This window comes from Aquabacter albus (assembly GCF_040049275.1).
Classification (GTDB): domain Bacteria; phylum Pseudomonadota; class Alphaproteobacteria; order Rhizobiales; family Xanthobacteraceae; genus Aquabacter.
Map to the genome: position 1 here is coordinate 510,112 of NZ_JBDZDT010000004.1, position 21,718 is coordinate 531,829.

Here is a 21,718-nt window from a genome sequence, read left to right on the forward strand (position 1 = left end):
CAAGAAATGAAAACAGAATTCTCCCTCGCCCAGCTTGCCGATCCGCGCATCAAGGAGGCGGACAAGATCCTGCGGGCCTGCGTGCATTGCGGGTTCTGCACCGCCACCTGCCCCACCTATGCGCTGCTCGGCGACGAGCTCGACAGCCCGCGCGGGCGCATCTACCTGATCAAGGACATGCTGGAGAATGACCGGCCGGCGACCGAGGAGGTGGTCAAGCATATCGACCGCTGCCTCTCCTGCCTCTCCTGCATGACCACGTGCCCCTCCGGCGTCCATTACATGCACCTCGTGGATCATGCGCGCGTCCATGTGGAGCACACTTACAAGCGCCCCTTCTTCGACCGCCTGAACCGCACGGTGCTCGCCGCGATCCTGCCCTATCGCGACCGCTTCCGCCTGGCGCTGCTGGGCGGTGTTCTGGCAAAGCCGTTCGTGCCGCTGTTCGACGCCATAAAGCCGCTGCGCCCACTTGCCGCCATGCTGCGCCTCGCCCGCATGCCCCACGGTCGAAGCGAGAGCGAGGCGCCGGGGGTGTGGCAGGCCAAGGGGCCGCGTAAGGCCCGCGTGGCGCTGCTGGCCGGCTGCGCCCAGCCGGTGCTGCGGCCGGAGATCGACGAGGCGGCCATGCGCCTCTTGAACCGGCTCGGCGTGGAGGTGGTGCGGGTGAAGGGCGAGGGCTGCTGCGGCTCGCTGGTCCACCACATGGGCCGGGAGGCGCAGGCGAGTGCGCTCGCCAAGACCAATATCGACGCCTGGGTGCGCGAGATGGACGGAGAGGGGCTGGACGCCATCCTCGTCACCGTCTCGGGCTGCGGGACCTCCATCAAGGATTATGGCTACGGCTTCCGGCTCGATCCGGCCTATGCGGAGAAGGCGGCGCGGGTCTCGGCCATCGCCATGGATGTCACAGAGTTCCTGGCGAAGATCGGCGTTCCGGCGGCGGAAAAGCCCATGGGCCGCAAGGTGGCCTACCACGCGGCCTGCTCGCTTCAGCACGGCCAGAAGATCAAGGGGCCGCCGGTGGCGCTGCTGAGAGCGGCGGGGTTCGAGGTGGCCGAGCCGTTCGAGAGCCATCTGTGCTGCGGCTCGGCGGGCACCTACAACATGCTCCAGAGCGAGATTGCGGGGCGGCTGCGGGACCGCAAGGTGGGCCATCTGGAAGCGCTGGCGCCGGACATCATCGCAGCGGGCAATATCGGCTGCATGACGCAGATCGGCAGCGGCACGGATGTGCCGGTGGTCCATACGGTGGAGCTTCTGGACTGGGCCAGCGGCGGGCCTGTGCCCGTGCCGGTTGCCCAGGCGGGCCGGGCGGCGGCGTGAACTTTCGACGGCTGTCATCCCCGGACTTGATCCGGGGATCTCTCGCCGCTCGGGGAAAGAGGCCCGGGTCAAGCCCGGGCATGACGGTACAGAAGAGCGCCACTCTTTCCCCCTGGACAAAGCTTTCTTGCCCAAAGGTGGTATAAACCCGGCGGTGTCCCGCGTTTCGCTACGCCTGCCGATGCGCTAACACCGGGCACCCGCCCGATGGTCACGGAAACCTTGATGCCGCATCCGTTCGACCTCTCGCTCTATCTCGTGACCGACCCCCACCAGACCGCGTCGCGCGGGCTGGTGGAGACCGTGGCGCAGGCCGTTGCGGGCGGCGTCACCCTCGTCCAGCTCCGCGATCCCGAGGCCAAGGGCCGGCTCCTGGTGGAGCAGGCGCGCGCGCTCGTCGCTCTGCTGCGGCCGAAGGGCATTCCGCTCATCGTCAATGACCGGGTGGACGTAGCTATCGCGGCGGACGCGGACGGGGTGCATCTCGGCCAGAGCGACATGGCCCCGGCCGATGCCCGCGCCCTTCTGGGGCCGGACCGCATCCTCGGCCTGTCCGTGGGTTCGGCGGAGGAGCTGGCGGCGTCCGACCTCTCTTTGGTCGATTATGTGGGCACCGGTCCCGTGAAGGCCACGGGCACCAAGACCGATGCCGGCGCGGCCATCGGGGTTGAGGGCCTTGCCGCCATGCGGCGCCTCGTCTCCATCCCCATGGTGGGCATCGGCGGGATCGATCTTGCCATCACGAAGGACGTGATCCGCGCGGGCGCCGACGGCATCGCCGTGGTCTCCGCCATCTGCGCTGCGCCCGACATCCTGTCGGCGGCGCAACGCCTCAAGCAGGAGGTCGTCTCGGCCCGCCTGTGAGTTTACCGCCCCTTCAAGGGGCCATGTGTTGTTCCTTTCGCGTTTTGTGAGTTCAAGCCAGTAGGAGACCGGCATCATGTCGACGCTCGCCACCCCCAACGGGGTCGTCATCAAGGGCCCGCTCGGCCCGCGCTACGAAGAAATCCTCACCCCCGAGGCACTCGCCTTCGTCGCCGAGCTGCACCGCAATTTCAACGCCACGCGCAAGAGCCTGCTCGAGGCCCGCGCCGCGCGCCAGGCCCGCTTCGATGCCGGCGAGCTGCCCGATTTCCTGCCCGAGACCAAGGCGGTGCGCGAGGCGGAATGGACCATCGCGCCCCTGCCGCAGGACCTTCTGGACCGCCGCGTGGAGATCACCGGCCCGGTGGACCGCAAGATGATCGTCAACGCGCTGAATTCCGGCGCGAAGGTCTTCATGGCGGATTTCGAGGACGCCTCCTCCCCGCTCTGGGCCAACATGATCGAGGGCCAGCTCAATTTGAAGGACCGCTGGGCCGGCAAAATCGACTTCCATGACCCGTCCAACGGCAAGGACTACAAGCTCGGCGCCAATCCGGCGGTGCTGATCATCCGCCCGCGCGGCTGGCACCTGCCGGAAGCCCATGTGGAAGTGGATGGCGAGCCGGTCTCCGGCGCGCTGTTCGATTTCGGCCTCTATGCCTTCCACAATGCCAAGACGTCGCTGGACCAGGGCTCGGGCGCCTATTTCTATTTGCCCAAGACCGAGAGCCACCAGGAAGCGCGCCTGTGGAACGACGTCTTCACCCTCGCCGAGGCGCGGCTCGGCATTCCCGCCAAGGCCATCAAGGCCACCGTGCTCATCGAGACCCTGCCGGCCGTGTTCGAGATGGACGAGATCCTCTACGAGCTGCGCGACCACGTGGCGGGCCTCAATATCGGCCGCTGGGACTACATCTTCTCCTTCATCAAGCGGCTGGGGAAGAACGAACGCTTCCTCACCCCGGACCGTGCCCGCATGGTCATGAGCGAGGCCTTCCTGAAGGCCTATGGCGCGCTTCTGGTGAAGACCTGCCACCGCCGCGGCGCCTTCGCCATGGGCGGCATGGCGGCGCAGATCCCGGTGAAGGGCGATCCGGCGGCCAATGATGCCGCATTCGCCAAGGTGCGGGCCGACAAGGAGCGCGAGGCCGGCGAGGGCTGCGACGGCACCTGGGTCGCCCATCCGGACCTCGTGCCGGTGGCCAGGGAGGTGTTCGACCGCCTCATGCCGGCGGCAAACCAGCTCCAGAAGCTGCGCCAGGACGTGAATGTCGTCCGCGACGACCTCCTCGTGGTCCATCAGGGCGCGCGCACCGAGGCGGGCCTTCGGGAGAACATCCGCGTGGGCGTGCAATATATCGAGGCGTGGCTGCGCGGCCGCGGGGCGGTGCCGCTCTACAATCTCATGGAGGATGCCGCCACCGCCGAGATCTCGCGCGCGCAGATCTGGCAGTGGATCTATCTCGGCGCCAAGCTGGAGGACGGCCGCACGGTGACGGCCGAGCTGTTCAGCGCGCTGCTGGACGACGAGATGGCGAAGCTGCGCGACGTGCTCGGCCCCAGCGTGTTTGGCGCTGGCCGCTTCCCGGAGGCCATCAAGCTGTTCTCCGACATGACCCTGGCGAAGGATTTCGAGGAATTCCTGACCCTGCCAGCCTACGAGCTGGTGGCCTGAGGCCTCTCCAAGCCTCTTACAACGTCATCCCCGGGCTTGACCCGGGGATCTCTCTCCATTCGGGGGAGATGGCCGGGTCAAGCCCGGCCACGACGATTGAGCGTGCGGAAATGACGTAACGTAAACTTTAATAAAAATTCATCTGCAAACGCCCTTCCGGCGTCACACGGTCATGCTCATATCCCCCGGGTCAGAAGACACCGGAGGCGGAAATGACACCCGAAGAGCGTTCCCTCATTGACGGCCTGTTCGATCGCATGCGGAGCGCGGCCGGACAACCGCGCGATCAGGAAGCGGAAGCGCTGATCGCCCGCCGCGTGTCGGAAATGCCTTTTGCGCCTTATGCCCTGTCGCAGACGGTGCTGGTGCAGGAGCATGCCCTGAAGCAGGCTGCCGCCCGCATCGACGAACTGGAGGAGCAGGCGCGCCAGCAGAGCGCCAGTGCGCCCCAGGGCGGCGGCGGCTTCCTCGGCGGCCTGTTCGGCGGCGGCAGAAGCACGTCCGTCCCGTCCAGCGGCGGGCGTGGCCCCATGGCCCTGCCCCAGCAGAATTACACCTCTCCCCAGCAGCCCTATCCCCCGGCCTACCAGCAGCAGGGTGGCCCCCAGGGTGGATACGCGCAGAGCGGCCCGTGGGGCGGCCAGCAGCGCAGCGGCTTCGGCGGCGGCGGCTTCCTGCAGGGCGCCATCGCCACGGCGGCGGGCGTTGCGGGCGGCATGCTGCTCGCGGACGGCATCCGCAACCTGATGTCCGGTGGCGAAGGCGCCATCGCCCAGCAAGCGGCGGCGGAGATCCCGGCTGCGGACCCGGCCGCGGATCTCGGGTCGCAGGCGCAGGATGCGCTGGGCGGCGATCCCTGGGCCGCGAGCCCGCAGGATGCGAGCTACGACGACAGCGGGAATGACGGCGGCTGGGATGCCGGCGGTGATTCCGGCGGCGGCGACGATTCCAGCTGGACCTGAGTTCAGGCGAGGTGCAGGCGCCGCGTGCGCCTGCACCCTAGGGCCAAGGCTGGGCTCGATCGGCGATCTTTCTAATATTTGTCGCTTAAGCAGGTTTCGGGTCAGGCCGGGAAATGACGGCTGACCTGTGCGAGAGCTTTCGTCCTGGGCCTGCGTCCGGGTGGCCAGTTTTCCACCTCTCCCCCTCGGGGAGAGGTGGGACGGCACCGTGCTTCCCGGCCTTCCAGGAAATACTGCAACGGTCCCATTCGCGGAGATAAGGGAAAAATCTGGTAGCAGCGGGCGGATTTGAACCGCCGACCTCCGGGTTATGAATCCGGCGCTCTCACCGACTGAGCTACGCTGCCACGGCGCGGCGGATCAGAACCAAGCCGCGCGGAAGGTGGGCATATATCGACGCCCACCCTGCAGTGTCAAGAAAAGCCGAGGCCCTCAGCCCACCGTCTTGCGGATACGCGCCAGCTTGAAGAAGCCGGCCGGGAACACCGGCGAGATTTCCAGCATCTGCATATCGGGATAGCGCCCCGCCCAGCTGGCGAGCCGGCCGGACTTGAAGGCGATGCTCCAGCCCACCTTCTTCACCAGCGGGGCGAGGGCCTGCTCCACATGCATGGCCGGGCCTTCATTGGCGCCGAGCTTGGAGGCGATGATGATCTCGCCGCCGGGCTTCAGCACGCGGCGCATCTCGTCGAGCGCGCCTTCCGGGTCCGGCACCAGGGTGATGACGAAGGGCACGGTCACGGCATCGAACGTCTCGTCCGCAAAGCCCAGCGCGCAGGCGTCCATGGCGGCGAGGAGCGACACCTGCGTCAAATGCCGGCGATTCTTCTTGTCCACCGCCTTCTGAAGCATCTCGAAGGAGAGGTCGATGCCGGTGACGCGGCAGCCCAGGGGATAATAGGGCAGGACGAGGCCGGTGCCGACGCCCACTTCCAGGATGTTCGGCCCGCACCGCGCGGCGGCGTGGGCCGCCTTGCGCTGGGCGTCCGCCAGCAGCTTCACATAGACCGAATCATAGATGGGCGCCCATTTCGCATAGGCGCGCTTCTGTCCCTCAAGATCGTACTGGACCGCCATCTTCGTCTTCGCCCCAGCCTTTTCGCGCGCAACCTATGCCACGCGCGCCCTTAATGCATTGTCTGCGGCCCCGGCGCGGAGAATTGTCCCGCCGCCAAGAAGCCGCGCCGCACCATCGGCGGCGTCATAGAACACGCACGCCTGCCCGGGCGCCACCCCTTCTTCCCCGTCATGCAGCCGCACCACGGGGTGGCCGCTCTCGTCGAGATCGAGATAGGCCGGGGTCGGCGCGCGGGTGGAGCGCACCTTCACGAATATCTCGGCCTGCGCCGCGCAGGCGTCCGCGAACGGCACGTCGCCCAGCCAGTTCACATCGCCGACCCGGATGGCGCGCACCTCCAGTGCCTCGCGCGGGCCCACCTTCACCTCGCGCCGGTGGGCGTCGATGGAGACCACATAGAGCGGCTCGGGGGTGGAGATGCCGAGGCCCTTCCTCTGGCCGATGGTGTAATGCATCACGCCGCGATGGCGGCCGAGCACGCGCCCGTCCAGGTGCACGATGTCGCCGGCCTCGCCCGCCTCGGGCCGCAGGCGCTCGACGATGCGGGCATAATCCCCACCGGGCACGAAGCAGATGTCCTGGCTGTCCGGCTTCTCCGCTACCGGCAGGCCGAGCTCGGCGGCGAGCGCCCGCACCTCCGCCTTGCGCATGTGGCCGAGCGGAAAGCGCAGGCCCGAAAGCTGCTGCTGCGTGGTGGCGTAAAGGAAATAGCTCTGGTCCCGTGCCTCTTCCGCCGCGCGGTAGAGGACGCGGCGTCCGTCCGGGAGCGCGCGGCTCGACACGTAATGGCCGGTGGCCAGCACGGCGGCGCCCAGATCCTCGGCGGTCGAAAGCAAATCGCGGAACTTGACCGTGCGGTTGCAGTCCACGCAGGGAATGGGGGTGATGCCGGACGCATAGCTGTCGGCGAAGCGCTCGATCACCTCTTCCCGGAAGCGGCTTTCATAATCGAGCACGTAATGGGGGATGCCCAGCGCCTGCGCCACCATGCTGGCATCGTAGATGTCCTGGCCGGCGCAGCAGGCCCCCTTGCGGTGGGCCGCCTCGCCATGGTCGTAGAGCTGGAGGGTGACGCCGATGACGTCATATCCGCCCCGCGCAAGCAGCCCCGCCACGACAGAGGAATCGACGCCGCCCGACATGGCGACGACCACCCGCGTGGAGGCGGGGTCGGTGCCGATGGGGCCGATGATATCGTCCAGCGTCATGAGGGGCGTCGAATTGTTTCGTCTTCGGACGGCTGCCGGCCGGAGCAAGGCGGCCTTACTAATACAGGAAGCTTATGTGCCGGCGCAATTGCAGCGGCGCGCCGCCCCATGCGCCCAAAGCACGGCTTTTCTTTGATCCCCGCTTGTGACACGGACATGGCAGTGCCAGGGTGCCGCGACGAAAACCAAAAAGGGGGCTTTCAGCCATGGTGTCTGGAAAGGATTTGTGCCGCGCGGGTGCCGCTGCGGCGTTGACGATGGCGCTCACGGTGGGTGCGGCGGCGGCCGACCCGGTGAAGATCGGCCTCGTCTCCACCCTCTCCGGCCCCTCGGCGGTGCTCGGCCAGCACATGCGCGACGGTTTCCTCCTGGCGGTGAAGGAGCTTGGCGGCAAGCTCGGCGGCCAGGAGACCGAGGTGATCGTTGTGGATGACGAGCTGAAGCCGGATGTGGCGGTGCAGAAGGTGAAGGGCCTTCTGGAGCGCGACAAGGTGGATTTCGTCGCCGGCGTGGTCTTCTCCAACGTCATGGGCGCGGTGGTGAAGCCGGTCACCGGCAACGACACCTTCCTCATCTCCGGCAATGCCGGCCCCTCAACCATTGCGGGCGCGGGCTGCTCCCCCTTCTTCTTCTCCGCCTCCTACCAGAACGACCAGAATCACGAAGTGCTCGGCCAGTATGCCCAGGCCAAGGGCTACAAGAAGGTCGTGCTGATGGCGCCCAACTACCAGGCGGGCAAGGACGCGCTCGCCGGCTTCAAGCGCACTTTCAAGGGCGATGTGGCGGACGAGATCTATACCCAGCTCGGCCAGCTGGATTTCTCCGCCGAACTCGCCAAGGTGGCGGCGGCCAAGCCCGACGCCTTCTTCACCTTCATGCCCGGCGGCATGGGCGTGAACCTCGTGAAGCAGTACCGCCAGGCGGGGCTCGCCGACACCATCCCCTTCCTCTCGGCCTTCACGGTGGACGAGACCACCTTGCCCGCCACCGGCGAGGCAGCGCTCGGCTTCTTCTCCGGCGCCGCCTGGGCGCCCGACCTCGACGTGCCGGCCAACAAGAAGTTCGTCGAAGCCTTCGAGAAGGAATACGGCTACATCCCCGCCCTCTATGCGGCGCAGGGCTATGACGCGGCCAAGCTCATCGACAGCGCGGTGAAGGCCACCGGCGGCAAGCTCTCCGACAAGGAGGCCGTGCGCGCGGCTCTGAAGAAGGCGGACTTCCCCTCGGTGCGCGGCAATTTCAAGTTCAACACCAACCAGTTCCCCATCCAGGACTTCTATCTCGTGAAGGTGGGCAAGAGGGGCGACGGCAAGGTGGAGACCATGGTGTCCGAGAAGGTGTTCTCGAACTATGGCGACGCTTATGCCGAGAAGTGCCAGATGAAGTGAGGGCTGGCCCGAAAGAGCCATGTGCCCCCTCTCCCGCATGCGGGGGAGGGCCGGGGAGGGGGCCGGCGCAGCCGGAAAACGCCTGACGTTCCGTTGCGACCGCCCTTCCCCCTCCCTAACCCTCCCCCGCGAGCGGGAGAGGGAATCCACGCAAGGCCCCCATGTCCACCACGCTTCTCCTCGTCCAGGTCCTGAACGGCCTCCAGCTCGGCATATTGCTGTTCCTGGTGGCCGCGGGGCTGACCCTGGTGTTCGGGGTGATGGACGTGATCAATCTCGCCCACGGCGTCCAATACATGCTGGGCGCCTATCTCATGGTGAGCGCCACTGCGCTCACGGGGAGCTTCTGGCTCGGCCTGCCGCTGGCGCTTATCACCGCTCTGGTGCTGGGTCTCGTGCTGGAGCGCCTCGTCATCCGCCCGCTCTATGGGCGGGACCATCTGGAGCAGGTGCTCGCCACCTTCGGCATCATCCTGTTCGTGAATGAGGGGGTGAAGATGGTGTGGGGCGCCGCCCCGCTCGCCATCCCCATGCCCGAGGCGCTGTCCGGCTCCATCCGCCTGATGGATGGGCTGAACTATCCCATCTACCGCCTCGCCCTCCTCATCGCCGGCCTCGGGGTGGCGGCTTTGCTCTATGTGCTGGTCACCGGCACCCGCACGGGCATGCTGCTGCGCGCGGGGGCCACCAACGCGCCCATGGTCTCGGCGCTGGGCATCGACATCAAGGCGCTGTTCGCCAAGGTCTTCGCCTTCGGCGCCATGCTTGCCGCCTTCGCCGGGGCCATGGCCGGGCCGATCCTCTCGGTGGAGCCGGGCATGGGCGACGGGCTGCTCATACTCGCCTTCGTGGTGATCGTCATCGGCGGCATCGGCTCGATCCGGGGCGCGTTCGTGGCGGCGCTTCTGGTGGGGCTCATCGACACGCTGGGCCGTTCCTTCCTCACCGACATATTGAAGCTGTTCATGTCCGCTTCCGCCGCCACCACGGCGGGGCCGGCGCTCGCTTCCATGACGGTCTATCTCCTCATGGCAGGCGTCCTCTTCTTCCGCCCGCGCGGCCTGTTCCCGGCGCCGGCATGAGGGTCGTTCTTCTGCCTCTGGTACTGCTCGCCGCGCTTGCCTTGGCGCCGCTGGCGGCGGACGGCTACACCCTCTCTTTGCTGGCCCGCGCCATGATCTTCGCGCTCGCCGCGGTGAGCCTCGATTTCATCCTGGGCGGCGCCGGGCTGGTGAGCTTCGGCCATGCGGCCCTCATGGGCATCGGCGCTTATGGGGTCGGCATCCTCATGGAGGAGGGCGCGCGCGACACGCTCATCGCCTTCCCCGCCGCCATGGCGGCCGCCGGCCTGTTCGCGCTCGCCACCGGCGCCATCTCGCTGAAGACGCGCGGCGTCTATTTCATCATGATCACGCTCGCCTTCGGGCAGATGGCCTTCTTCGTGGCGCAAAGCCTGTCCGCCTATGGCGGGGATGACGGCCTCACTTTGGCGGCGCGCTCCACCATTGCCGGAAACCGCTGGCTGCGCAGTCCCATCACGTTTCACTACGTGATCCTGGGCCTCCTCACCGCGACCGCGCTCCTGTGCGCCGCCATCCTGGCCTCGCCCTTCGGCCGCGTGCTCAGGGCGGCCAAGGACAATGAGCGGCGGGTGCGGGCGCTGGGGCTCAATCCCTATCCCTATCGGCTTGTCGCCTATGCCATTGCCGGCGCGCTCGCGGGGCTGTCCGGCGCGCTGTTCGCCAACCTCACCGAATTCGTGAGCCCGGCCTTCCTCTCCTGGCATCGCTCGGGTGAACTCATCGTCATGGTGGTGGCGGGCGGCATGGCGGCCTCGGCGCTGGGGGCGGGAGGCATGGGGCGGCTCGGCGGAGCCATCCTCGGCGCGCTGGGCGTGGTGCTGGTGGAGGAGGGCCTGTCGCACCTCACCGAGCATTGGCGCATCATCTTCGGCCCGCTCCTCGTCCTGCTGGTCCTGGTGGGCGGCGCCGGTATCCTGGGGCGGCGGAAATGACCGCGCCCCTCCTTGAGCTACGCGGCCTGCGCAAATCCTACGGCGCCCTCGTGGTGACGGACGGCGTGGACCTTGACGTCGCGCCCGGCGAGATCCACGCGCTCATCGGCCCCAACGGGGCGGGGAAGACCACGCTCATCTCCCTCGTCGCGGGCGAGGTGATGGCGGATGCCGGCCGCATCCTCCTCAAGGGGGCGGACGTCACCCGCCTCGGCGTCCATCGCCGCGCCAAGGCGGGGCTCGCCCGTTCGTTCCAGATCACCTCGGTCCTGCCCACCTTCTCCGCGCAGGAGAATGTGGTGCTGGCGCTCCAGGGCGCCGGCGGCCCCTCCTTCCGCCTGCTGCCCGCCCCCCGCAGCGAGCGCGGACGCGCGGAGGAGGCGCGGGCGCTGCTTCGGCGGGTGGGCCTGGACGCCAAGGCGGCACATCCCGCCGCCGCGCTGAGCCACGGGGAGAAGCGCGCGCTGGAGCTGGCCATGGCGCTCGCCGGCCGCCCGCGTTTGCTGCTGCTGGACGAGCCCATGGCCGGCACCGGCCCGGAGGAGGCGCGTGCCATGGTTTCCCTCATCGCGGCGGCGCGGGAGGCGTGCGGCATCCTCCTCGTGGAGCACGACATGGATGCGGTGTTCCAGCTTGCCGACCGGGTGAGCGTGCTGGTGGCGGGCCGCATCATCGCCTCGGGCGCGCCCGCCGCCGTGCGCGCCGATCCGGCCGTGCGCGCCGCCTATCTCGGGGAGGAGGGGCCGTGAGCGCGCTCCTCGATGTTTCCGGCCTCCATGCGGGCTATGGCGGAACGCCGGTCTTGTTCGGCGTGGACCTCGCCGTGCCGGAAGGCGGCATCCTGGCGCTCCTGGGCCGCAACGGCATGGGCAAGACCACCACCGTGCGCGCCATCATGGGCCTCGTGCGGCCGGAGGCGGGGGAGGTGCGCTTCGCCGGCGCTTCCATCAAGGGCGCGCCGACCCATGCCATCGCCCGCGCCGGCATCGGCCTCGTGCCGGAGGGGCGGCAGATTTTCCCCACCCTCACGGTGGAGGAGAACCTTATCGCCACCGCCGCGCCCGCGCGCGCCGGGCTGCCGCCCTGGACGCTGGAGCGGGTCTGGCGCCTGTTCCCGCGCCTTGCCGAGCGGCGGCGGCATTTCGGCAACCGGCTCTCCGGCGGCGAGCAGCAGATGCTCGCCATCGGCCGGGCGCTCATGACCAATCCGCGCCTGATGATCCTGGACGAAGCGACGGAAGGGCTGGCGCCCCTGGTGCGGGCGGAGATCTGGGCGGTGATGCGCACGTTGCGGGGAGAGGGTCTGTCACTGCTCCTCATCGACAAGCACGTGGACATATTGGCGACCTTGGCCGACCGCGTGGTGGTGCTGGAGAAGGGGCGGACGGTGTTCTCCGGCACCGCTGCCGCGCTCATGGCGGACCCGGATGTGCGGGGGAAGTATCTGGCGGTTTAGAGTGCAAACGCCCTCCCCCCTTGAGGGGGAGGGTTGGGGTGGGGGGTATGGCGTTGCCAGGACCACCACCGCCAGCACAAGCGGAGAGATACCCCCCACCCTGCCCTCCCCCTCAAGGGGGGAGGGTGAAAGCGGAGAGAACTTTCCTCACCCCCGCGCCAGATGGTGCAGCACGATCCCGCTGGTGGTGGCGACGTTCAGGCTGTCGAAGCCCGCCGCCATGGGGATGGAGACGGTGCGCGTCGCTGCGAGGATGTCCGCCGGCAGGCCCGGCCCCTCGGTGCCGAAGATGGCGGCGGTCCGGGCAGGGGGCACATAGGCGGAAAGCGCTGTGGCTCCCGCCGGGCTCAGCGACACCACCTCGAACCCCGCGCCCTCGAACAGGCGCACCATGTCCGCCCCGCCCGCCACCCGCGTGAACGGCACGATGAGGCTCGCGCCCACGGAGACCCGAATGGCCTTGCGGTAGAACGGATCGCAGCACGCGCCGGCCAGCAGCACCGCCGCGGCCCCGAAGGCGGCGGCATTGCGGAAGATGCCGCCCATATTGTCGTGGTTGGAGATGCCCATGAGGCCCACCACCATGGCGCGCTCCGGCAGGCCGGCGAGCAGCGCTTCCGGTTCCGGTGCGGGCGGCGGCTCCACCAGCCCCAATATGCCGCGATGGATATGGAAGCCCACCACCGCGTCCATCACCTCCTGGCTCGCCACATAGATGGGCACGTCCAGGCCCGGCAGCAGGTCCTCCAGCCGCCGCGCGCCGCTCTCCGACAGGAGCAGCGCACGCAGGCGGTGGCCGGGGCGGGAGGCCACCAGCCGCAGCACCACCTCGCCCTCGGCCACGAACAGGCCCTGGCGGCCGATGAGGTCGCGCTCGCGCACCGCCAGGAAGCCGACGATGCGCGGATCGTCCGGGTCCGCGACGGGCAGGATCATTGCGGGCGGCGCTTCACCGGCTTCATGGGGCCGGCCGAAGCGCGCTTCACAAGGCGCGGCTCCAGCACCACGCGCTCCACCGGCCGGGTCGGGTCGGCGATGCGGGCCAGCGCAAGGCCGGCGGCGGCGGCGCCGTATTCGGGGATGCGGGTGAAGACGGTGGTGAGCGCCGGGTGCCACAAGGCCGCCTCGGCGATGTCGTCATAGCCGACGATGGAGAAGTCGACCCCTGCCGTGAGCCCAGCGGCCTGGATGCCCATGAGCGCGCCGAAGGCGCACAGATCGTTGAAGCACACGGCCCCGGTGGGCGGTTCCTCCAGCGCGAGGAGCTGCTCCACCGCCGCCCGGCCCGCTTCGCGCGTGCCGCGTCCGGGGACCCAGAGCGCCGGATCGTAGGTCAGGCCGTGGGCGGCAAGTCCCTTCTTGTAGCCCGCGAGCCGCCGCCGCCCGGTGGAGACCGCGTCGAAGCCGCCGATCATGCCGATGCGCCGATGCCCCAGCGCCACCAGATGGTCGACGGCCAGCGCGACGCCCGCCTCATCGTCCGAGCCGGCGAAATCGAAGCCCGAGCCTTCCACCTCGCGCGTCACCTGCACCACGGCGATGCCGGATGTGGCCAGGGCCTTCAGGTCCTCGATGCCGCTACCGGCGGCGGGGGAGACGATGAAGGCGTCGGGGCGGTATTCGGCGAGGGTGCCCAGGGTCCGAGTCTGGCGCTTCACGTCCTCCTGGCCCACCCCCAGCAGGATGGTCTTGCCAGAGGTGGAGAGCGCATCCTCCAACGCCGCCAGAAGCTCGGTGAAGGAGGGGTTGATGATGTCGTGCAGCCCCACCCCGATAATGTTGGTGCGGGCGGTGCGGAGCGAGGCGGCGCCCCGGTTCGCCACATAGCCGCGCTCGCGGGCGATCTCCTGGACGCGGAGCCGCGTTCCTTCCGCCACCACAGGGCTGTCGCGCAAGGCGAGGGAGACCGTGGCCGTGGACAGGCCCAGCTCCATCGCGAGGCGCTGGAGCGTTACCTTGCCGACGCTGGCACTCGAAGTCTCGTCCATCGCCCCTCCCCCCAAGACCCATTGTTCTAGACGCTTCGCGGGGACGTTTCATCCATGCTAAACGATTTAATCCGCACACCAAAAGCCAATCGTCAGGGAGAGAGGGCCAACGTCATGGATAAACCGAGAATCGGCTTCATCGGCGTCGGCCTGATGGGCCATGGCATGGCGCGGAACCTTGTGGAGAAAGGCTTTCCGCTCACCGTCATGGGCCACCGCAACAGGGCGCCGGTGGAGGACCTCCTCTCGCGCGGCGCGAAGGAAGCGAAGACCCCGGCGGAACTCGCGACCGTCTGCGACATCATTTTCCTCTGTGTCACCGGTGCGACCCAGGTGGAGGCGCTGGTGCGCGGGCCGGAGGGGATCGCCAAAGGGGCGGCACCGGGCCTGCACATCGTGGATTGCTCCACCTCCGAGCCGACCCTGACCATGGCGCTCCATGCCGAGCTGAAGGCACAGGGCATCGAAATGTGCGACGCGCCCCTGGGCGGCACGCCGGTGCAGGCGGCGGAGGGCGCGCTCTCCGCCATGGTGGGGGCAGAGCCGGCGGCGTTCGAGAAAGTGCGGCCCGCCATCGAGGGGTTCGCCGCCAAGGTGATCCATGTGGGCGGGCCGGGCGCGGGCCACACCATGAAGTTGCTCAACAATTTCCTGTCGTTGGGCTATGGCGCCATCTATGCGGAGGCGCTCTCCATCGCCGCCAAGGTGGGGGTGACGCCGCAGACCTTCGACAGCGTCATCGCCGGCGGGCGCATGGATTGCGGCTTCTACCAGACCTTCATGAAATACGTGCTGGAGCGGGACGTGAACGCCCACCGCTTCACGCTCTCCAATGCGCACAAGGACCTGCGCTATGTGAACAATCTCGCCAATGCGACGGGGGCGGCGAACTTCGTCAGCGCCAGCGTGAAGAACATCTATGCCGCCGCCGAGGGCCTGGGCCGCGGCGCCTGGAACGTGCCGCAGATCTCGGACGTGGTGGCGGAGATGAACGGGGTCTCGCTCGGCGAGGTGCCGCAGCTGAAGGCGGCGGAGTAGGGCGCGCTTCGTGCACCCGGGTCGTCATGGCCGGGCTTGACCCGGCCATCCACGGGGTTCCGCCGGGTGGGCGCTTAAGGGAGAGGCGTGGATGCCCGGATCAAGTCCGGGCATGACGGGGCGTTTCGACCTCAGCCCTTCTTCCGCGCCGCCTTCTGTTCCGTGCCGTAGACGCACAGGAAGAACTCGACCGCCTTCTTCACCACCCGCTCGGCATAGCGGTCGTCGGGCGGCTCCATGCAGCCGATGAGGATGGGGGTGGAGATGGCGTCCTTGCACAAGGCGAAGAACTGGCCCGCGGCGATCTCCACGTCGTCGATGTCCAGCACGCCCTCGTCGACCTTCGACTGCAGGAAGGCGGCGAGCCGCTTTGTGCCCTCTCGCGGGCCGGCCTCGAAGAAGCGGCGGCCGATTTCCGGGAACTTGCCGGCGGCGGCGATCACCGTGCGCACGGTGGCGATGTGGCTCGGCCGGATCATCGCCTCGATGAAGGAATGGCCGAGCGCGTTCAGCGTCTCGGAAATATCCCCGCTGCAGACGTCGATGACGAAGACGCGCTCGGCGGTCTCGGCGCATTCCGTGCTCACCAGCGCGGTGAACAAGTCCACCTTGTCCTGGAAGTACACATAGAGCGTGCCCTTGGAGACGCCGGCCACGCGGGCGATATCGCCCATGCTGGCGGCATCGAAGCCGCGCTCCAGGAACACCTCCCGCGCGCCCGACAGAATCTGCCGGCGCTTCTCCGGATCCTGTCCGGCGGTAGAAGGGATGTCCTTGGTCACGACTTCAGACAAGATCAGGCTCCTTTTGCTCCTTCTCGCGGAGCTGGGGCACCAACGCAAGTATCTTGCGATTGCGCCCATTTCCGCCGACAGGAAATTGCGTGCAGAACGATTTTTCGACCCGGTGCGGTAGAAAATTGACCGAACCGTTCGGTTCGCTCTTGAAATGGCGTTCTTGGTGTCGTAAGTCAAGCGCGTCGTGACCGAACCGTTCGGTCAAGGCATCGGACCGCAACCCGAAGCCTCGATCGGCGTTGGGGGGAGAAGGGCACCGCCCCCGTCCTTCTCCCCTCATTCACGCCGGAGCGGACTGCCCGCCCGACAGAGCGCCCCATATGAACGCACCGCAAAAGACACCGTCGCCGGCCGTCGTGGCCATGCCGTCTCCCGCCGCCAAGGCGCGGACCGAGCCCGGCACCGAGCCGGCCGCTGTTCCGGCGCCCGCGCCGGAAGCCCCCGCGCCGAAAGCGAAGGGTGGTCGCCGCCGCGTGCTGCTCATGGGCGTCGGTGCCCTCATCCTCGCGGCCGCCGGCTATTACGGCCATCATTACTGGACCGTGGGCCGGTTCCAGGTCTCCACGGACAACGCCTATGTGGGCGCCGACATGGCCATGGTGGCGCCGAAGGTGTCCGGCTATGTGGCCTCCGTGCCCCTCCGCGCCAACAGCCATGTGAATGCCGGCGACGTGCTGGTGCAGCTGGATGACAGCGACTATCGCGTCGCCGTGCAGCAGGCGCAGGCCAAGATCGGCACGCAGGACGCCACCATCGCTCGCCTCGGCAAGCAGGTGGACGCGCAGGCCGCGACCATCGACCAGGCGCAGGCGCAGCTCGTCTCGGCCAAGGCCGACCAGGCCCGCGCTGCCGCGGATTTCGACCGCACCACGAAGCTCGCCGACAACAAGTTCGCGAGCCTGCAATCCCTCGATTCGGCCCGTGCCGACCGCGACAAGACGGCTGCGGCCACCCTCGCCGCCCAGGCGTCCGTGACCGCCGCCCAGGCCAATCTCGATGTGCTGAAGGCCCAGCGGGTGGAAGCCCAGCGCACCCGCAACGAGCTGGAGGCGCAGCTCGCCAAGGCCCAGCTCGACCTCGACGCCACCACGCTCCGCGCCCCCTTCGCCGGCATTGCCGGCAACAAGGCGGTGGAAGTGGGCGACTATGTCTCCGCCGGCAAGCGCCTCGTCGCTCTGGTGCCGGACAATGGCGCATATGTGGACGCCAATTTCAAGGAAACCCAGATCGAGGGCCTCAAGCCCGGCATGAAGGTGACGCTGACGCTGGACACCGATCCGGGCCATCCCATCACTGGCACCGTGGACAGCATCGCGCCCGCCGCCGGACAGGTGTTCAGCCTGCTGCCGCCGGAGAATGCCACGGGCAATTTCACCAAGATCGTCCAGCGCGTGCCGGTGCGCGTGAAGGTTCCGGCAGACGTGCTGGCCAGCGGGCGGCTGCGCCCCGGCCTGTCGGTGATCGCGACCGTTGATACCCGCACGGGATCCGAGGGCATCAGCGTCGCCGCAGCCCCGGTGCGCTGATGGCCGGCCCCGCCGGAGCGGCGGCGAGCGAGCCGCAGGTCACGCCGCGCCGGCTGATCGCCTTCTTCGCGCTCATCTTCGGGATGTTCATGGCGATCCTGGACATCCAGATCGTCTCGTCCTCCCTCTCGGAAATCCAGGCGGGGCTGTCCGCCAGCGCGGATGAGATCTCCTGGGTCCAGACCTCCTACCTCATCTCCGAGGTGGTGATGATCCCACTCTCGGGCTTCCTCGCCCGGGCCATGTCCACGCGCATCCTGTTCGCTTTGTCCGCCGCCGGCTTCACGCTGGCGAGCATGCTGTGCGCCACCGCCTCCTCCATCGAGCAGATGATCCTCTACCGCGCGCTCCAGGGCTTCATCGGCGGCGGCATGATCCCCACCGCGTTCGCGGCGGCCTACACCATCTTCCCCAAGCGCCATCAGGCGCCGGTCATGGCGCTGGTGGGCCTCGTCGTCACCCTGGCGCCCACGGTGGGGCCGACGGTGGGCGGCTATCTCACCGACTATTTCTCCTGGCACTGGCTGTTTCTGATCAACGTGCCGCCGGGCATCGCCGCGACGCTCCTGTGCTGGTTCCTGGTGGATTTCGACGAGCCGGAATTCAGCCTGCTGAAGAATTTCGACGTAGCCGGGCTGGTGGGCATGGCCGTAATGCTGGGCAGTCTCGAATACGTGCTGGAAGAGGGGGAGAAGGATGACTGGTTCCAGTCGGGCACCATCACCCTGTTCGCCATCGCGGCGGTGGTCGGCGGCATCCTGTTCTTCTGGCGGGCCTTCAATGCGAAGCAGCCGGTGGTGGACCTGATGGCCTACAAGGACCGCAACTTCGCGGTGGGCTCCGTCCTCACCTTCATGCTGGGCACGGTGCTCTACGGGCTCACCTATCTCTACCCGCTCTTCCTTGCCCAGGTGCGCGGCTTCAACGCGCTGGAGATCGGCGAGACGGTGTTCGTCACCGGCCTCACCATGTTCCTGTTCGCGCCCGTCGTCGGCATCCTCGCCCGTAAGATGGACCCGCGCTACATCATCGGCACGGGCTTCGTGTTCCTCATCGTCTCTTCGTTCGAGCTTCTGCCCATCACCAAGGACTGGGGCTTCTGGGAGCTGCTGACCCCGCAGATGCTGCGCGGCGCGGCGCTGATGATGTGCATGGTGCCCATCAATGTGGTGGCGCTGGGCACGCTCCCGCCCTCCCAGCTGAAGAACGCGTCGGGGCTGTTCAACCTCATGCGCAATCTCGGCGGCGCGGTGGGGCTCGCGGTCATCGTCACCGTGCTCAACGGGCGCTGGGACCTGCATCTGGAGCGGCTGCGCGAGAGCGTGACGTGGTCGCGCCCCGTGGTGCTCGACACCCTCGCCAACATCACCGCGGGCTTCACCGGGCGGCTCGGGTCCGACGCCGAGCTTGCAGCCACCAAGCAGGTGGCCATGATCGTGCGCCAGCAGGCATTGGTGATGGCCTTTGCCGACGTGTTCCTGGTGATCGCCCTGTTCCTGTGCGCGGCGGCCTTCCTGGTGTTTCTGGTGCGCAAGCCGAAAGGCGCGGCCGCCGCACCGGCGCATTAAGGTGAGATTGGCCTTGCCCGGCGGCGTGCCCGGGGACAAACTCCGCCCGTTTTTGGCGCCTGAAGGGCGCAACGGACGGAGCCAGCATGCGTAAGGATCAACTGTTTGCCGTGGCCGCTTGCGCCACCATCTTCGCCATGACCGGGGCGGCTGCGCGGGCCGAATCGTGCCTGGAGCAGATCGTGGCGATCCAGGCCCGTGTTCAGGCCGTAGCGCCCCAGCAACCGCTCCCGCCGACCGAAGCCCAGTCCATCGGCGCGCAGACCGATCGCCAGCCCACGCCGGCCTCGGTGGCGGCGGCGAGCGGGGGCGCCAGCCAGTCGGTCGGCCCGGCGGCGGCGCTCAATGCCGCGCAGAATGCCCAGGCTGCCGGCAATGAAGCCGCCTGCCTAAAGGCGGTGGGCGAGGCCCGGTCCATGCTGGAAGGCAAGTGATCTAGCTGGTCCAGAGCTCCTTCTCCCCAAGGGGAGGGGGAGCCTCAGCTCCAGAGGTCCGCCACCCGCAGCGCCGCCACCTCGTTGCTCTCGCGCTTGAGGACGTCCGCAATGGCGGCGGCGGACATGGGGTAGCCGTAGAGATAGCCCTGCGCATATTCGCAGCCCCGCTCGCGCAGGAAGCGGGCCTGGCTTGCGGTCTCGACACCCTCGGCGATCACGCGCAGCCCCAGATTCTTGCCGAGCTCGATCACCGCGCAGACGATGGCGGCGTCGAACGGGTCGCTCTCCAGGTGCGCCACGAAGCTGCGGTCGATCTTCACCGCGTCGATGGGCAATTGCTTCAGATGGGTGAGGGCCGCGTAGCCGGTGCCGAAATCGTCCAGCGCGATGCGCATGCCGGCGGCATAAAGCTCGTCCAGGATCGGCGCCACGAACTCGGAATCCCGGCCGAGGAACACCGTCTCCGTCACTTCCACGTCGAAATGCCTCGGCTCGACCTCCGCGTCCCAGATCAGGCCGAGCAGGTGGGCGGCGAGGCGGGGATGGGTGAACTGGGCGGGGGCGAGGTTGAAGGCGATGCGGCCGAAGGCGGCGCCCTGGTCGAGCCAGGTGCGCGCGTCGCGCGCGATCTGCCGCAGGATGGTCTCGCCCATCTGCACCGCCAGTTCCGGGTCCTCGAAGGCGGACATGAACTTGTCCGGGGGCACGATGAGCCCCGCGCCTTGCTGCCAGCGCATGAGGGCCTCGAGCCCCACGAGCCGCCCGGTCACCAGCGAGATCTTGGGCTGGTAGTAAGGCAGGATGGCGTTGCGGCTGATGGCGTTGGCCAGTTCCCGGTTGAGCAGCACCCGCTCGCTCATGGAGCGCCGCATGGCGGGGGCATAGAGAACCGCGCGGTTCCGGCCCTGCTTCTTGGCGGTGTAGAGGGCGAGGTCGGCGTCCTTCATCAGCTCGCCCGGCGCATAATCGGGGGAGGGGCACACTGCGATGCCGATGGAGGCGCGGCTTGTGAGGTGCCGCTCGCCATAGGCCAAAGGCTGGCGGAAATCCCGCAGGATGGCGTCGGCGAGGTCGAGGGCCGCCTGGGCCGTGGGCTGGCCCTGGAGCAGGACCACGAATTCGTCGCCGCCGAGCCGCGCCACCGCGCCGAGGTCGCCCGCCAGATGCTCCAGGCGGCGCGCGGTCTCCATGAGCAGTGCGTCGCCGGCATCATGGCCGAGCGTGTCGTTGACGTCCTTCAGCCCGTCCAGGTCCACCAGCAGCAGCACCACGGCGCCCGCGAGATCGCGGGCCTGGCGGATCACCGCATCGAGCCGGCCCTGGAAGGCGGCGCGGTTGATGAGGCCGGTAAGGGCATCGTGGGTCGCTGCGTGGCGCACCTTCTGCTCGGCCGCGAGGCGGTCGGTGATATCGACGACCGCCGAGACGATGCAGGGCTTCATGTCCAGTTCGGTGAAGGCGGCGGCCAGCAGCACCGTGCGGATCTCGCCATGGCCGAGCCGGATCTTGGTCTCGAAATTGGTGACCCGGCCTTCCCGCGCCAGCCGGTCGAGGAACACCCGCCGCGCCGCCGCATCCTCATAGATGTCGGCGACCGTGGCGACGCCGAACTCCTGCGGCTCGCCGCCGAAATAGCGCACGCCCGCCTCGTTGTAGCGGACGATGCGCCCCGTCTCGACCTCGGTGATGACCAGCGGGATGGGCACCGCCATGAAAGTGTGTTCGAGAAGGTGCTGGCTCTGCGCCAGCACCTTGCGGGCGAGGCGCTCCGCCTGGGTCGCCGCCCATTCGAGGCGCCCCTGCCGGTTGGACTGGAGCACCGCCAGCACCAGGGCCACGTTCAGCGTCAGCGCGGCAAGCATCAGGCCAAGGGTTGTATCCCCCTGCGGGGGGATGCCGAGATAACCGAGCAGCATCAGGACGCTGCAGCCGACGCCGCTCGCCACCACCCAGTGGAACGAGACCGGCACCGCCAGATAATAGATGGCGGGAAGCAGCAGCACCACGAACAGGGCGATGTCGCTGCGGGTCGAGACGAGGACCGCGACGGCGGCGGCCGTCACCCATTGCCACAGCAGCAGCAACGTCTGCACCGACCTGTAGCTGTGGGCGCGTCCCACGAGGGCGAGGCAGGCTAGCGCGACCGCGATCGTCATCCCGCGCGCGGGAATGGCCACGAGGAAATGGGAGGTGCCTGCAAACCGCCAGTCGCTCAACAGGAAGGCGGCATTGAGGACGGCGGAAAGACTGAACAGGATGCGCGCGTGCCGCGCGATCTCGGGAACGCGATGCTCGCGATATGCCCGCTCCTGGTCGCCGGCCCGAAACTCGCCGGTCCAGGGATTGAGCCGCGTGTCTTCCATTTGGCGCCCGCCCTCGCCGTCTATCTCCTT

At 68.2% G+C, this 21,718-nt stretch carries 19 protein-coding genes and 1 tRNA gene; 13 read left to right on the forward strand and 7 right to left on the reverse strand.

Annotation, left to right across the window (positions count from 1 at the left end; genetic code table 11):
* Positions 1-6 precede the first annotated feature (6 nt).
* From glcF to ABLE91_RS12090, 4 genes are all read left to right on the forward strand, one after another.
* A complete protein-coding gene (glcF, locus tag ABLE91_RS12075; protein WP_348931065.1) occupies positions 7-1,326 on the forward strand; it encodes a glycolate oxidase subunit GlcF in 1,320 nt (439 codons plus the stop codon).
* Positions 1,327-1,551: 225 nt separating this feature from the next.
* Entirely contained in the window at positions 1,552-2,190 is a 639-nt protein-coding gene (thiE, locus tag ABLE91_RS12080) for a thiamine phosphate synthase (protein WP_348931066.1), read from the forward strand.
* A gap of 76 nt (positions 2,191-2,266) precedes the next feature.
* Positions 2,267-3,865 carry a malate synthase A gene (gene aceB, locus ABLE91_RS12085; RefSeq protein WP_348931067.1) on the forward strand — a complete coding sequence of 533 codons (1,599 nt, stop codon included), beginning with the start codon at positions 2,267-2,269 and terminating at the stop codon, positions 3,863-3,865.
* Positions 3,866-4,077: 212 nt separating this feature from the next.
* A complete protein-coding gene (locus ABLE91_RS12090) occupies positions 4,078-4,827 on the forward strand; it encodes a DUF2076 domain-containing protein (protein ID WP_348931068.1) in 750 nt (249 codons plus the stop codon).
* A gap of 270 nt (positions 4,828-5,097) precedes the next feature.
* Here ABLE91_RS12090 and ABLE91_RS12095 read toward each other — a convergent pair.
* The 3 genes from ABLE91_RS12095 to mnmA form a co-directional block, all read right to left on the reverse strand.
* Positions 5,098-5,174: transfer RNA gene (locus ABLE91_RS12095), tRNA-Met, on the reverse strand.
* Between the two features lie 85 nt (positions 5,175-5,259).
* Entirely contained in the window at positions 5,260-5,904 is a 645-nt protein-coding gene (locus tag ABLE91_RS12100; RefSeq protein WP_348931069.1) for a class I SAM-dependent methyltransferase, read from the reverse strand.
* Between the two features lie 33 nt (positions 5,905-5,937).
* Positions 5,938-7,113, reverse strand: coding sequence for a tRNA 2-thiouridine(34) synthase MnmA (gene mnmA / locus ABLE91_RS12105; RefSeq protein WP_348931070.1), 1,176 nt, complete (start codon positions 7,111-7,113; stop codon positions 5,938-5,940).
* Between the two features lie 206 nt (positions 7,114-7,319).
* Here mnmA and ABLE91_RS12110 point away from each other — a divergent pair, with 206 nt between their 5' ends.
* From ABLE91_RS12110 to ABLE91_RS12130, 5 genes are all read left to right on the forward strand, one after another.
* On the forward strand, positions 7,320-8,501 hold the full coding sequence (locus ABLE91_RS12110) for an ABC transporter substrate-binding protein (RefSeq protein ID WP_510181934.1): 1,182 nt from the start codon (positions 7,320-7,322) through the stop codon (positions 8,499-8,501).
* Positions 8,502-8,662: 161 nt separating this feature from the next.
* The gene (locus tag ABLE91_RS12115) at positions 8,663-9,583 is read left to right on the forward strand and encodes a branched-chain amino acid ABC transporter permease (RefSeq protein ID WP_348931071.1); all 921 of its coding nucleotides are present in this window, start codon (positions 8,663-8,665) and stop codon (positions 9,581-9,583) included.
* The gene (locus tag ABLE91_RS12120) at positions 9,580-10,515 is read left to right on the forward strand and encodes a branched-chain amino acid ABC transporter permease (RefSeq protein WP_348931072.1); all 936 of its coding nucleotides are present in this window, start codon (positions 9,580-9,582) and stop codon (positions 10,513-10,515) included. The genes ABLE91_RS12115 and ABLE91_RS12120 overlap by 4 nt, the downstream gene beginning before the upstream one ends.
* The gene (locus tag ABLE91_RS12125; RefSeq protein ID WP_348931073.1) at positions 10,512-11,264 is read left to right on the forward strand and encodes an ABC transporter ATP-binding protein; all 753 of its coding nucleotides are present in this window, start codon (positions 10,512-10,514) and stop codon (positions 11,262-11,264) included. The genes ABLE91_RS12120 and ABLE91_RS12125 overlap by 4 nt, the downstream gene beginning before the upstream one ends.
* Positions 11,261-11,971, forward strand: coding sequence for an ABC transporter ATP-binding protein (locus tag ABLE91_RS12130; protein ID WP_348931074.1), 711 nt, complete (start codon positions 11,261-11,263; stop codon positions 11,969-11,971). Before ABLE91_RS12125 ends, ABLE91_RS12130 begins: the two co-directional genes overlap by 4 nt.
* 147 nt (positions 11,972-12,118) lie before the next feature.
* On the opposite strand, the gene ABLE91_RS12135 is transcribed toward ABLE91_RS12130, so the two are convergent.
* Together ABLE91_RS12135 and ABLE91_RS12140 are read right to left on the reverse strand one after the other, a co-directional pair.
* Entirely contained in the window at positions 12,119-12,907 is a 789-nt protein-coding gene (locus ABLE91_RS12135) for a TrmH family RNA methyltransferase (RefSeq protein ID WP_348931075.1), read from the reverse strand.
* Complete coding sequence (locus ABLE91_RS12140; RefSeq protein WP_348931076.1) at positions 12,904-13,959, reverse strand: LacI family DNA-binding transcriptional regulator; 1,056 nt, start codon at positions 13,957-13,959, stop codon at positions 12,904-12,906. Before ABLE91_RS12140 ends, ABLE91_RS12135 begins: the two co-directional genes overlap by 4 nt.
* Positions 13,960-14,073: 114 nt before the next feature.
* Here ABLE91_RS12140 and ABLE91_RS12145 point away from each other — a divergent pair, with 114 nt between their 5' ends.
* The gene (locus ABLE91_RS12145) at positions 14,074-14,997 is read left to right on the forward strand and encodes an NAD(P)-dependent oxidoreductase (RefSeq protein ID WP_348931077.1); all 924 of its coding nucleotides are present in this window, start codon (positions 14,074-14,076) and stop codon (positions 14,995-14,997) included.
* A gap of 131 nt (positions 14,998-15,128) precedes the next feature.
* Here ABLE91_RS12145 and ABLE91_RS12150 read toward each other — a convergent pair whose 3' ends face one another.
* The gene (locus tag ABLE91_RS12150; protein ID WP_348931078.1) at positions 15,129-15,791 is read right to left on the reverse strand and encodes a TetR/AcrR family transcriptional regulator; all 663 of its coding nucleotides are present in this window, start codon (positions 15,789-15,791) and stop codon (positions 15,129-15,131) included.
* Between the two features lie 365 nt (positions 15,792-16,156).
* On the opposite strand from ABLE91_RS12150, the gene ABLE91_RS12155 reads away from it, so the two are divergent.
* The 3 genes from ABLE91_RS12155 to ABLE91_RS12165 all read left to right on the forward strand — a co-directional run bounded on the left by ABLE91_RS12155 (position 16,157) and on the right by ABLE91_RS12165 (position 19,322).
* A complete protein-coding gene (locus tag ABLE91_RS12155) occupies positions 16,157-17,320 on the forward strand; it encodes an HlyD family secretion protein (RefSeq protein ID WP_348931079.1) in 1,164 nt (387 codons plus the stop codon).
* Entirely contained in the window at positions 17,320-18,888 is a 1,569-nt protein-coding gene (locus tag ABLE91_RS12160) for a DHA2 family efflux MFS transporter permease subunit (RefSeq protein ID WP_348931080.1), read from the forward strand. The genes ABLE91_RS12155 and ABLE91_RS12160 overlap by 1 nt, the downstream gene beginning before the upstream one ends.
* Positions 18,889-18,974: 86 nt before the next feature.
* Positions 18,975-19,322: a hypothetical protein gene (locus ABLE91_RS12165; protein WP_348931081.1), complete on the forward strand. Its 348-nt coding sequence runs from the start codon at positions 18,975-18,977 to the stop codon at positions 19,320-19,322.
* A 44-nt stretch (positions 19,323-19,366) separates the two neighbouring features.
* Here ABLE91_RS12165 and ABLE91_RS12170 read toward each other — a convergent pair whose 3' ends face one another.
* Entirely contained in the window at positions 19,367-21,688 is a 2,322-nt protein-coding gene (locus ABLE91_RS12170) for a putative bifunctional diguanylate cyclase/phosphodiesterase (protein ID WP_348931082.1), read from the reverse strand.
* Positions 21,689-21,718 lie beyond the last annotated feature (30 nt).